This is a genomic window from Paracoccus aurantiacus (assembly GCF_007993065.1).
In the GTDB taxonomy this organism is placed as follows: domain Bacteria; phylum Pseudomonadota; class Alphaproteobacteria; order Rhodobacterales; family Rhodobacteraceae; genus Paracoccus; species Paracoccus aurantiacus.
The window spans coordinates 444,603-456,352 of record NZ_VOPL01000002.1 but is presented as its reverse complement, the minus strand read 5'-3'; the positions used below and the strand labels follow the sequence as shown (position 1 = coordinate 456,352).

The window sequence follows — 11,750 nt, the reverse complement described above, 5'->3', positions numbered from 1 at the left end:
GGTCAGAAATCTGACAGAAAGCCAGAAATACCTGACAGCCGATAAAAGGGGAAATGGCGGACCCGGAGCGATTCGAACGCCCGACCCCCAGATTCGTAGTCTGGTGCTCTATCCAGCTGAGCTACGGGTCCACTGTAGGCCGGCTAAGTAGTTTGCGGCGCAGGTGGATGCAACCCCAAAAATATCAGAAAAGTCACTCGACGTCGAAATTCTCGATCAAGGCGCCGCGCGGCAGGATGACGCGAAATTCGGTGCCGCTTTCATCGCTGCGCAACAGCTCCAGCTTGCCGCCGTGACCGCGCACGAGGTCGGCCGCGATGGCAAGGCCAAGGCCGCTTCCGCCCTTGCGCGTGGTTCCGGTGAAGGGCTGGAAAAGATAATCCCGCGCCTTCTGCGGCAGGCCGGGACCGCTATCGCCGACGCGGATGATCCAGTCCTGATCGGTCTCGGTGGCGGCAATCTCGATGGTGCCGGAATTGCCGCTGGTTTCTATCGCCTGTCGCGCGTTGCGGATCAGGTTGGACAGCACGCGGTGCAACTGGTCACGGTCAGCCCTGATGACGAGATTCGAGCTTATGTCGACCACGAAATCGACCGTGCCGATCGCGTCACCACCTTCTGACAGCAGAGTCTCGGCCTCGGTAATCTCATCGACCAATCCGCGCAGATCGAAGCGCGAAAGCGTCGGTGCAGGTTCTTCCGCCTTGCCGAAAGCGAGCGTCGTTTCGCAAAGATTGACGGCCCGCGTGATCGAGTTGACCAGTTTCGGCGCGGCCTTTCTGACGGCAGGATCATCGCTGTCCTCCAGTCGGTCGGCGAAAATTTGGCTCGTCGTCAGGATGTTGCGCAGATCGTGACTGATCTTCGCCACGGCCTGGCCAAGCCCGGCAAGACGCTCTTTCTGCTTCAGCGCCTGCGTCAGGGTGGCCTGCATGGACGCAAGTGCCGTCTCGGCTTCGCGGACCTCGACGATCCGGGCGTCAGGCGTAATGATCAGGCGCGTATCCTCTGGCGAGGCGGAATAGCTGGCCATGTGGCTGATGACGCGCCGGATCGGCTTGAGGATCAATCGCTGCGCGGCCAGGTTCAGCACCGCCGCGGTCAGCAGGATCAGAACAGCAGAGGTAATCAGCACGCGCAGGCCAAACTCGCTCATCGCGGCGCGCAACGGCGCGGTCGAGAGCGTGATCTCGATCAGCTGGCCGGCATGATTGACCGGCGCGCCGATGACGCGGATAACCTCGTCCTTGCGGTCCAGAAGCTGGCGGACGCTCGCGATGCCATTGCGGAACAGAGAGCTTTCCCGCAGGTCATATGTCGCCGCGATCGGCCCCGGAAGCGGCGAAGACAGCACCAGCTGTCGTACGTCGTCGCGGCGCAGCACAACGTTATAGACGCCGGCATTTGCCAGAAGCTCCGATTCGAGATCCGCGGTGATATTCTCATCCTCGGGCGCAGCCAGCAAAGCGAGCGAGGCGATCTGCGCCTTTTCCAACCGGGTTTGCAGATAGTCCATCCGGAAGTTCGACACGGCCGGTACAAGCACGAACAGCTCTGCCAGCGCGACGAATAACAGCGTCAGCGCGGCGAATCGGCCAGTCAGGGTGTCGATCGACATCGTCTGCGGATCTCATTACTGTGGTGGCGAACGGCCAGCCAGCGCAACACCTAGCGATGGAGAGGGACAAATTCAAATGATTGTGCTCGACTTCGCGCAGATCTGCCGGTTTTCCTTCTTCGGTGGTTAAAGCGGCGTTGACTCGGCCTGCTGCTTCACTTATTGCGCAGGCTTCGAAATAACCGACGCGGTCGCGTGGGACGGATATCGGTGTCCGTCGATCCAGACCTTCCGCGCCCGAGATTGGAGAGAGAAGATGTCGAAGCGCACGTTCCAGCCGTCGAACCTGGTTCGCACCCGCCGCCACGGCTTTCGCGCACGCATGGCCACCAAGGCCGGCCGCCAGGTGCTGAACCGCCGTCGCGCCAAGGGCCGCAAGCGCCTGTCGGCCTGATCCGGCAGGCCGCGCGCCGGATAAGGCGCGCCAATCAGGACATTACGATGCCGTCGCATCCCTCTCCTCGCGCTGACGTCAGCCAGTCGGAGAGTGTTGTGGCGGCTGTGGTCGTCCCGGATCAGCCTGAAGCTGCATCCGACATTGCCACGCTGCGAAGGCGGGCGGATTTTCTGAAGGCCGCGAAGGCGCGCCGTGCGGGGACGTCTGGGTTCCTGTTGCAGGCCCGACATCGCGACACAGGTGAAATCGCCGAAGCTGCGGTGCGCATCGGCTATACATGCTCGAAAAAGATCGGGAACGCCGTCGCACGCAATCGCGCCAAGCGACGCTTGCGGGCGCTGGCGCGCGAGGTGCTTCCAGATTGCGCCAGGCCGGGATGGGACTATGTGCTCGTCGGCCGCCCCGCAGAGACAGTTTCACGCCCCTTCGCCGAGATGAGGGACGACCTGCACAAGGCGCTGGATCGCGTACATGCCAGCGGGTCACGGAAATGAGCCCGCTTGCGCATATTGTGGCACTGCCTGTCCGCGCCTATCGGCTGCTTCTCAGCCCATGGATCGGGCATGGCTGCCGCTTCCAGCCGACCTGTTCGGCCTATGCGCTTGAGGCGCTGGAAATGCACGGCGCGCTGCGTGGCGGATGGTTGACGACGCGCAGGATTTGCCGGTGCCATCCCTGGGGCGGCGACGGCTATGACCCTGTTCCGCCAGCTCGGCAAAAACACGACGGATAGGGCGCATTACGACGTCCATGAAAGGCCACGCCATGAACGAACATGCCGGGATCGACGAAAGCGCCGAAGCAGACGGCGAAATACATGCTTTATTCCGTGGCGCGCCCTCGACCACGGCATTCCGAAAGCTTCGCAAACGCCTGGTGCGCGACACCCGCGCCGCAATCGAGGATTTCGGCATGGTTCGCCCCGGTGATCGCTGGCTGGTCTGTCTGTCGGGGGGCAAGGACAGCTATACTCTGCTGGCGATCCTGCATGAACTGCAATGGCGCGGCCTGCTGCCAGTCGACCTGCTGGCCTGCAACCTCGATCAGGGGCAGCCCGGTTTTCCCGCGACTGTTCTGCCGGAATTCCTGTCGGATCGCGGCGTCACGCACCGGATTGAATACCAGGACACCTATTCGATCGTCACCGAAAAGATCGCGCCGGGTGGCACGATGTGCAGCCTGTGTTCGCGGCTGCGGCGGGGAAACCTGTACCGCATCGCGCGCGAGGAAGGTTGTTCTGCAATCGTCCTGGGCCATCACCGCGACGACATGCTTGAGACGTTTTTCATGAATTTGTTCCACGGCGGGCGGCTTGCAACCATGCCGGCGAAGCTTGTGAACGAGGACGGCGACCTGCTGGTGCTGCGCCCGCTTGCTTACATCGCCGAGGCAGACTGCGAAAAATTCGCGCGCGACATGAACTATCCGATCATTCCCTGCGATCTCTGCGGGTCGCAGGAAGGGTTGCAGCGCGCGCAGGTCAAGCGCCTGCTGGACGACTGGGAAGCCCGCAGCCCCGGTCGCCGTCAGGTGATGTTCCGCGCACTGATGAATACCCGGCCGTCGCATCTCGCCGATCCCGCATTGTTCGATTTTGCCGGTCTATGGCCGCAGAAAGATAAAAATGCGGGCGAAAAAACTGACGAAAATGTCCCTGATCTGCGCGCGCGTTAACCCTTTGTGAACCACTTCGGTCTAATGTTTGATTCCAATGGGACGGAATCGGGAACGGAGTGCGCTTTTGGGGTTTCTTTCAAAGATCTTTGCCTCGCTGCGTGCAGGTGGGCACTCCGATCCACCCCGGAAGCCTTTGGCAACTGCCGAATCTCGGCCCAAAACGCGCCCGCTGCCGGGACCTCGCTTCCGCGTGCAGCTTTGCTGTCATACCGGCGCCGCCGTCTCTGTTCAGGCTTTTGCGCCGGGCTATCTTGTCAATGATACGGACGGGTTGCTGCGGCTCGGGCTACAACAGCTCAAGGCCTGGGATGCCGCGGGCCTTCATGTCCCCCAATTGGCCATAGAACTGCCGACGACGATTTCGCGCCACAAGATCATGGCAGACCCCCTGATCTGGGAGATCGACCGCCAGAGCGTGGCCACGAACCGGCTGATTTTCTGCGCCGGCTCTGACGCCGGAAGAATGGACGAGCAGGCAGGGCTCGCATTGCTCGCGCAGCACGGATGCAGCCTGGAGATCAGCAGCACCGATCCCGCAGACCTGCGCGCGCTTCGTGACATGCGCATCGTCGGCGCGCGCCTGAGGATCGCCGAGGCCGAGCTTCGGAACTGCGACAGGGACGCAAACAGCAGCGCGAGGGCGCAATCGCTTCTGATGCTGGCCGATCGGTATGGATTGGCGTCGCTCGCCGATGGCGTATCAACGCCGCGCCAGCATGGACTTCTTGCGCAGCTTGGATGCAGCGTCGTGCAGGGCGACGCAATCGCGCCCCTGCTCGACGCCGACGCGACGACCTACTATCTGCGCAACCTGACCGCGATAGACATGCATCCGGTTGCGGTGCCGCGCTCGGCTGCCTGATAAACCGGGCAAGTGCCGATGCGGGTATCACCAGACGCAATCCCGTAATTGCTGTTGATGTCGCTCAAGCGAACGCAATCTGCTTTGCAGCAGCCGCGCCGGTAATGATTTGAACGCCGCCGCACCGCTTTACCGCCGCTCAGCAGCGTTCACAGCAAGATCGACACCCCGGAATGCCCCGGTGAGCAGTGCCAGTCGGGCCAACGACGCACAGAAGACAAGACAGACATTTCCTTGCTCAGCGGGCCGATAGCCTGCCTGCGCACGTGAATCGCCTTGACCTTTGCCCGCCCCTTCTGTTGAACCCAGCACTGACAACAGAAGGCTCATACGCGCATGGAAGACAATAACCGCAATCTGATCCTGGCCATGGTTCTGTCCATGCTGGTGGTTCTGGTCTGGTTCACCTTCTTCGCACCAGAGCCGCCCCCGCCCCCGCCAGAAACGGATGCCGTCACGCAGGCCCAGCCTGCCGCGCCATCTGCCACCGGTACGGATGCACAGGCCCCGGCAGGCGCGGTTCCCGCGACAACCAGCGCATCACAGGACCCGACGGCTTCTGCGCCGCGCATAAAAATTGCCAGCCCCTCCCTTTCAGGTTCGATCTCGCTGGCGGGTGGCCGTCTTGATGATCTTCTGCTGACGAAATATCACGAGACGCTGGCCGAAAACTCGCCCTATGTGCGCCTTCTTTCACCGACTGATACGAAATTCCTTGAAACGGTCGAAACCGGGACGCCAATCGCGTCGGGCGGTGACCTGGAAACGGTCGTCAAGAAGCCTTACTACGCCGTCTATGGCTGGACACCGGGTGCGGGCACGGATCCGGCTGCTGTCCCTGACGCCAGCACTGTCTGGCAGCTTGAATCCGGTGAAACGCTGACCCCGGACTCGCCCGTGACGCTCCGCTGGGACAACGGTCAGGGCCAGATCTTCCGCCGCATGTTCGCGCTGGATGACAACTATCTGTTCACTGTCACCCAATCTGTCGAAAACACCGCCGTCACCCCCTTCTCGGCCGCGCCCTACGGGATCATCGCACGCGTCGGCCAGCCCGACACGCAGAACTATTTCGTGCTGCACGAGGGCGCGGTCGCGATGACCGATGGCGAGCTGAACGAAATCAAATACAAGAACCTGACCAAGCTGGACCCGATCGCACGCGAGGGCCGCGCCGAGATCACCGACGTGGCTGAGAACGGCTGGATCGGTTTCACCGACAAGTACTGGATGACCACGCTCGCCCCCAAGCCAGGGCAGGCTTTCACCGCTGTTTCGAAATACACCGAAGGCGCCGACATCTATCAAACCGAGACGCGCTTCCCGGTGGTCAGTGTCGCCCCCGGCGCGACCGCATCAAGCGAATCCTACCTGTTCGCAGGTGCCAAGGAATGGGAAACCATTCGCAATTACGAAGAGAACCCCGGCATCCAGCGCTTTGTCGATTCCATCGACTGGGGTTGGTTCTACTTCCTGACCAAGCCGATTTTCCGCGTGCTGCACTGGCTGCACAGCTTCATCGGCAACATGGGCTGGTCGATCATCGCGCTGACTTTCATCCTGAAGCTGCTGGTCTTCCCGCTGGCGCGCAAATCCTATGTCTCGATGGCGCGGATGCGCGAATTGCAGCCCGAGATGGAGGCGATCAAGGAACGTACGGGCGAGGACCGGCAGAAATATCAGCAGGAAGTCATGGCGCTGTATAAGCGCGAGAAGGTGAACCCCGCCGCTGGCTGTCTGCCGATGCTGATCCAGATTCCGATCTTCTTCAGTCTCTACAAAGTGATCTTTGTCACGCTGGAACTGCGTCAGGCCCCTTGGCTCGGTTGGATTCGCGACCTGTCTGCGCCTGATCCGTCCTCGATCCTGAACCTGTTCGGGTTACTGCCCTATGCCGCTCCCGCCAAGGACAGCATCTTCGGCATCGTCTCGCTGTCTCTCATGGCGATTGTGCTGGGGATTTCGATGTGGATGCAGCAGAAGCTGAACCCCGCGCCCACGGACCCGACCCAGAAGATGATTTTTGCGTGGATGCCATGGGTGTTCATGTTCATGCTCGGCGGGTTCGCCTCGGGTCTGGTGCTGTACTGGATCACGAACAACATCATCACCATGGCGCAGCAATACACGATCATGTCGATGCACGGGCACCCGCCGAACCTGTTCGGCAATATCCGTGACAGCGTCAAACCGCGCAAAAGCAAGTGAGCGGGCTGCTTGAGCAGATCTGGCGCTATCCGCTGAAGTCGATCGGGCGCCAGCGCATCGACAGCGTGCGCCTGACCGAGGGAGAGCGGCTTCCGTGGGATCGTCATTGGGCGGTCCTGCACGAAGGCACGGAGACGCGGCTTGACGATTCAGGCCGTCTGCCGGGCTGGCTGCCGAAATCGGCCTTTCTGCGCGGTGTCGCAGGGCCATCGCTTCAGGCCGTCACCGGCGGGCTGGTGAATGGAAGTCTCATGCTCAGCCATCCCGTCGCCGGCGACATCACCGTCGATCCCGGAAACGAAGCCGAAGAGGCCGCGCTGATTGATTGGCTGATGCCGCTTTGGCCGGAAAACAAACCCGCCCCGGCAGGTCTGGTCAGCGGGCCGTCCGCGCTGACCGACAGCAAGAAGCCATATGTCTCGGTCAATTCCATGGACAGCCTGCACGAACTTGAAACGCAGGTCGGCCGACGCCTCGGGACAGAGCGCTGGCGCGGCAATCTCTGGGTCGAGGGCTTTTCGGCTTTCGAGGAACTCGACTGGATCGGTCGCACCCTCAGCATCGGGCAGTCCGTCCTGCGCGTGATCGAGCCGATCGGGCGTTGCGCCGCCACGTCGGTCGATACCGAGACGGGCGAACCGGATATCGACATGGTCCGTATCCTGACCGAGCGCTTCGGCCACAATGATTTCGGTGTCTATGCCGAGGTTCTGACCGGCGGACATATTGCCGAACTGAACGAGGTCATTCTGGGCGATGCGGGAGAGGTGGCTGAATGAAGGTCGCCTTCCCCGTCGCGCCAGAACCTGACCCCGGCACCGCCGAGGCCGCGCGACAGCTTTTCGCCGGCCCCGTCGATTTCGTTAAGGGCGTCGTGGCGATGGATGGCCTGCCACCTGCCGATCGACCGGAAGTCTGCTTCGCCGGCCGATCGAACGTTGGAAAATCAAGCCTGATCAATGCACTGACCGGCCGCAAAGGCATCGCGCGCGCATCGAACACGCCGGGCCGCACGCAAGAGATCAACTATTTCGCGCTTGGCGATCACGGCTATCTTGTGGATCTGCCCGGATATGGCTTTGCCAAGGCCCCGGTCGCCGTCGTGCAGAAGTGGCAGGCACTGCTGAAGAACTATCTTGCCGGTCGCCCGACGCTGCGCCGCGCGTTTTGCCTGATCGACGCGCGCCACGGCGTGAAGCCCGTCGATCATGAAATCATGAAATTGCTCGACAAATCGGCCGTGCCGTTTCAGGTCGTGTTGACCAAAGCCGACAAACTTGGCCCGAATGCATTGAAGCCGGTGATTGCGCAGGTCGAGGAAGAACTGCAAAAGCATCCCGCAGCGTTCCCGGAGCTGGTCGTTACCTCGTCTGAAAAGGCTCAGGGCATCGCGACGCTTCGCGCGATCATCGCAGGGCTAACCTGAGCGCATGCGTCCGGCACCGCGGGGCCGGATTATTGTTCCAGAACCTGGAGCACGCCCGGCACGACGCGCAGGCGCTGTCGCGCGCCGGGGCTGACGGGCGCGCGGTCTGAAACCTCGACATCGTAAACTTCATCGCCCTCGTGGATGCGCAGGATCAGCTTGCCGCGCCGCCCACGATCCTTGTCAAGCCGTGTAAGCGTCTGCTTGAGGTCGCCGAAATCAAGGCTGCTTACCACTTCCAGCACCAGTTCCGCGGGGCCGACATTGGCGATCGCAGCGTCCAGAGGCTGGACCGAACGTGCCAGCATCTTGATCTCGTCGCCCTGCGGTTCGACCTGCACCTGCATAACCACGTTGCTGCCGGGTTCCAGATGGTCACGGCAGGCTTCCAGAACGTCGGAAAACACCACTGCCTCATAAAGCCCCGTCGGGTCAGATGCCCCGATGAAGGCGAAACGGTTGCCCTTGGCCGATTTCTTTTCCTGCCGCGAGGAGACGGTGCCGGCGATATACGTGACCAGCGGCCCCGAGGCTGCGGCTGCGCGTATCTCGGCCAGGGTGCTGACTTCGATCCGGCGCAGGGCGGGCAGATAGTCGTCGATGGGGTGGCCGGAAAGGTAGAAGCCTATCGCCTGATGCTCCTGCCCCAGCTTTTCCATCGGCAGCCAGACCGGCGCCAGAACAGGACGCGGCGGCGGCAGATCCTCGCCCCCGCCGAACAGCGAGGACTGGTTCGACGCCGCCTGATCGTGACTCGCGCCCGAAAATGCGACCAGACCGTCGAGGCTTGCCATCACGCGGGATCGGCTGTCATCAAGCAGATCGAAGGCCCCGGCGCGCGCCATCATCTCCAACGCTCGCTTGCCCACGCGGCGCAGATCCACGCGCCGCGCGAAATCCACCAGATCCTTGAAGGGCTTGTCGCCGCGCGCGTTCACGATGGTCTGCATAGCGTCAACGCCCACGCCTTTCAGCGCACCCAGCGCATAATGGATGCGCCCCTCGCTGACAGTGAAGGTTGCGCCGGATCTGTTGACGCAGGGTGGCACGACCTCAATTTCCATCCGGTCGAGTTCGCGCTTATAGACTGAAAGCTTCTCGGTCAGGTGAATATCGCAATTCATCACGCCCGCCATGAATTCGACCGGATGGTTCGCTTTCAGCCACGCGGTCTGATAACTGACCACCGCGTAAGCCGCCGCGTGCGACTTGTTGAAGCCGTAATTGGCGAATTTTTCCAGCAGATCGAAGACTTCACCGGCCTTCTTGGCATCGACCCCGTTCGCGACCGATCCGTCAACGAATTTCGGCCGTTCCTTGGCCATTTCCTCGGCGATTTTCTTGCCCATCGCGCGGCGCAGCAGGTCAGCGCCGCCAAGGCTATAGCCCGCCATGACCTGCGCAATCTGCATCACCTGTTCCTGATAGACGATGATGCCCTGCGTTTCGGCCAGAATGTGGTCGATACTGGGGTGAATCGATTCCAGCTCTCGCTGTCCGTTCTTGACCTCGCAATAGGTCGGGATGTTTTCCATCGGACCGGGACGATAGAGCGCAACGAGCGCAACGATATCCTCGATGCATGTCGGCTTCATGCGCCTCAGCGCATCCATCATGCCCGAGCTTTCAACCTGAAAAACAGCGACTGTGCGCGCCGAGGCGAACAGGTCATAGCTCGGCTTGTCATCCAGAGGGATCGCGTTGATCTGGTTTTCCGCGCCTGCTGGCGGCTCGTAAAGCTGGCGACCGTCGGCCGCGACATGCAGGGGCCGACCGCCGCCATTAATCAGGTCGACAGCGTTTTGAATGACCGTCAGGGTCTTGAGGCCCAGAAAGTCGAATTTCACCAGACCGGCCTGTTCGACCCATTTCATATTGAATTGCGTCGCCGGCATGTCCGAAGCCGGATCACGGTAAAGCGGCACCAGCCGATCCAGCGGCCGATCACCAATCACCACACCTGCCGCGTGCGTCGAGGCGTTGCGATACAGCCCCTCGACCTTGGCGGCATAGTCGAGAAGACGCGCGACCACCTCCTCCTTGTCGCGGATCTCGCGCAGGCGGGGTTCGTCGGCGATGGCCTTGGTCACGCTTACAGGCTTCACGCCCTCGACGGGTATCATCTTCGACAACCGGTCGACCTGCCCGAAGGGAAGCTGCAATACCCTGCCGACATCCCGCACGGCGGCCTTCGACAGCAGCGCGCCGAAGGTGATGATCTGGCCAACTTTCTCGTGACCATATTTCTCCTGCACATAGCGGATCACCTCTTCGCGGCGATCCATGCAGAAGTCGATGTCGAAGTCGGGCATGCTGACCCGTTCAGGGTTCAGGAAGCGTTCGAACAGCAGCGAGTAACGCAGCGGGTCAAGATCGGTGATCGTCAGCGCATAGGCCACCAGCGAGCCCGCACCAGATCCCCTGCCCGGCCCCACCGGAATATCGTGGTCCTTGGCCCATTTGATGAAGTCCGCAACGATCAGGAAATAGCCGGGAAAGCCCATCTGTTCGATGATGCCCAGCTCAAAATCCAGACGCTTGTTGTAATCCTCGACGCTGACAGCATGGGGGATGACCTTCAGCCGCTCGGCAAGCCCGTGCTTCGCCTGACGGCGCAGTTCCTCGACCTCGTCATCGGCGAATCGCGGCAGGATCGGCTTGTGTCTTGATACCGCGAAGGCGCACCGCCGCGCGATTTCGACAGTATTCTCGACCGCTTCGGGCAGATCAGCGAACAGAACCGCCATTTCTTCCGCTGACTTGAAATCGTGGTTGGGCGTCAGGCGGCGGCGCGGCTGCGACTGATCGACATATGCACGCTCGGAAATGCAGATCAGCGCGTCATGCGCCTCGTACATTTCCGGCTTCGGGAAATAAACGTCGTTCGTCGCGACAAGCGGCAGTTCCAGCGCGTAGGCGAGGCGGATCATCTCGTCCTCGGTCGCGGCCTCTGCTTCCATCAGACGGCCCGATTCGTTCTTGTGGCGGGTCAGCTCCACATAAAGCCTGTCGCCGAACGCCTTTGAAAGCCCGCGCAGATGCGCCTCTGCCCCCGCCAGATCACCGGCGCGTATAAGCTTGCCCATCGGGCCTTCTGCAGCACCAGTCAGCAGGATCAGCCCGTCGGCACGGGCTGTAAGTTCATCCTCGGTGACATGGACCGGCTGGCCGTCCCTGCGCAGATACATGCAGCTCGACAAGGCCATGAGGTTCAGCCAGCCTGCCTGATTTTGCGCCAGTGCAACGACAGGCCCTTTATGGGTGCCAACCTCCAGCGTCAGTTGACAGCCGACGATGGGCTGCACGCCTTCATCCAGCGCTTTCACGCTGAATTCCAGCGCCGCGAACATGGCATTGCTGTCGGTCAGCGCCACCGCCGGCATGCCAGCATCCTTCGCGAGCCCAATCAGTTTCTTGACGGGAACAGCCCCTTCCAGCAGCGAATGCTCGGAATGGGTGCGAAGATGGATGAATCGTGGCTGATTTTCCGGCATGAGGCGGAAGCTATGCGCGCCTGACCGAAAGCGCAATTGCCGTGCGCGAAGTTATCTGTCTAAATCGC

Annotated in this window: 10 protein-coding genes and 1 tRNA gene; 8 read left to right on the top strand and 3 right to left on the bottom strand. The window is 61.5% G+C overall.

Annotated elements, in window-relative coordinates; genetic code table 11:
- Nucleotides 1-54: 54 nt before the first annotated feature.
- A tRNA-Arg gene (locus FQV27_RS07700) sits at nt 55-131 on the bottom strand.
- A 62-nt stretch (nt 132-193) separates the two neighbouring features.
- A complete protein-coding gene (locus tag FQV27_RS07695) occupies nt 194-1,618 on the bottom strand; it encodes a sensor histidine kinase (RefSeq protein ID WP_147097267.1) in 1,425 nt (474 codons plus the stop codon).
- Nucleotides 1,619-1,874: 256 nt separating this feature from the next.
- Between FQV27_RS07695 and rpmH the strand changes: the two genes are divergently transcribed.
- From rpmH to yihA, 8 genes are all read left to right on the top strand, one after another.
- Entirely contained in the window at nt 1,875-2,012 is a 138-nt protein-coding gene (rpmH, locus tag FQV27_RS07690; RefSeq protein ID WP_147097266.1) for a 50S ribosomal protein L34, read from the top strand.
- 47 nt (nt 2,013-2,059) lie between these two features.
- Nucleotides 2,060-2,509: a ribonuclease P protein component gene (rnpA, locus tag FQV27_RS07685; RefSeq protein WP_147097265.1), complete on the top strand. Its 450-nt coding sequence runs from the start codon at nt 2,060-2,062 to the stop codon at nt 2,507-2,509.
- The gene (gene yidD / locus FQV27_RS07680) at nt 2,506-2,748 is read left to right on the top strand and encodes a membrane protein insertion efficiency factor YidD (RefSeq protein WP_222611675.1); all 243 of its coding nucleotides are present in this window, start codon (nt 2,506-2,508) and stop codon (nt 2,746-2,748) included. Before rnpA ends, yidD begins: the two co-directional genes overlap by 4 nt.
- 32 nt (nt 2,749-2,780) lie before the next feature.
- A complete protein-coding gene (gene ttcA, locus FQV27_RS07675; protein ID WP_147097263.1) occupies nt 2,781-3,689 on the top strand; it encodes a tRNA 2-thiocytidine(32) synthetase TtcA in 909 nt (302 codons plus the stop codon).
- A gap of 37 nt (nt 3,690-3,726) precedes the next feature.
- Entirely contained in the window at nt 3,727-4,554 is an 828-nt protein-coding gene (locus FQV27_RS19265) for an EAL domain-containing protein (RefSeq protein ID WP_147097262.1), read from the top strand.
- Between the two features lie 336 nt (nt 4,555-4,890).
- A complete protein-coding gene (gene yidC / locus FQV27_RS07665) occupies nt 4,891-6,762 on the top strand; it encodes a membrane protein insertase YidC (RefSeq protein WP_147097261.1) in 1,872 nt (623 codons plus the stop codon).
- Nucleotides 6,759-7,541: an MOSC domain-containing protein gene (locus tag FQV27_RS07660; protein WP_147097260.1), complete on the top strand. Its 783-nt coding sequence runs from the start codon at nt 6,759-6,761 to the stop codon at nt 7,539-7,541. The genes yidC and FQV27_RS07660 overlap by 4 nt, the downstream gene beginning before the upstream one ends.
- Entirely contained in the window at nt 7,538-8,188 is a 651-nt protein-coding gene (yihA, locus tag FQV27_RS07655) for a ribosome biogenesis GTP-binding protein YihA/YsxC (protein WP_147097259.1), read from the top strand. Before FQV27_RS07660 ends, yihA begins: the two co-directional genes overlap by 4 nt.
- 29 nt (nt 8,189-8,217) lie before the next feature.
- Here the strand turns inward: yihA and dnaE are convergent, their stop codons facing one another.
- Nucleotides 8,218-11,682: a DNA polymerase III subunit alpha gene (gene dnaE / locus FQV27_RS07650; protein ID WP_147097258.1), complete on the bottom strand. Its 3,465-nt coding sequence runs from the start codon at nt 11,680-11,682 to the stop codon at nt 8,218-8,220.
- Nucleotides 11,683-11,750 lie beyond the last annotated feature (68 nt).

Bases quoted from the DNA above. Each gene is read 5' to 3' on its own strand.
- FQV27_RS07695 (WP_147097267.1), bottom strand. From the start codon at position 1,618: ATGTCGATCGACACCCTGACTGGCCGATTCGCCGCGCTGACGCTGTTA.
- yihA (WP_147097259.1), top strand. From the start codon at position 7,538: ATGAAGGTCGCCTTCCCCGTCGCGCCAGAACCTGACCCCGGCACCGCC.
- dnaE (WP_147097258.1), bottom strand. From the start codon at position 11,682: ATGCCGGAAAATCAGCCACGATTCATCCATCTTCGCACCCATTCCGAG.
- ttcA (WP_147097263.1), top strand. From the start codon at position 2,781: ATGAACGAACATGCCGGGATCGACGAAAGCGCCGAAGCAGACGGCGAA.
- FQV27_RS19265 (WP_147097262.1), top strand. From the start codon at position 3,727: ATGGGACGGAATCGGGAACGGAGTGCGCTTTTGGGGTTTCTTTCAAAG.
- yidD (WP_222611675.1), top strand. From the start codon at position 2,506: ATGAGCCCGCTTGCGCATATTGTGGCACTGCCTGTCCGCGCCTATCGG.
- rnpA (WP_147097265.1), top strand. From the start codon at position 2,060: ATGCCGTCGCATCCCTCTCCTCGCGCTGACGTCAGCCAGTCGGAGAGT.
- rpmH (WP_147097266.1), top strand. From the start codon at position 1,875: ATGTCGAAGCGCACGTTCCAGCCGTCGAACCTGGTTCGCACCCGCCGC.
- yidC (WP_147097261.1), top strand. From the start codon at position 4,891: ATGGAAGACAATAACCGCAATCTGATCCTGGCCATGGTTCTGTCCATG.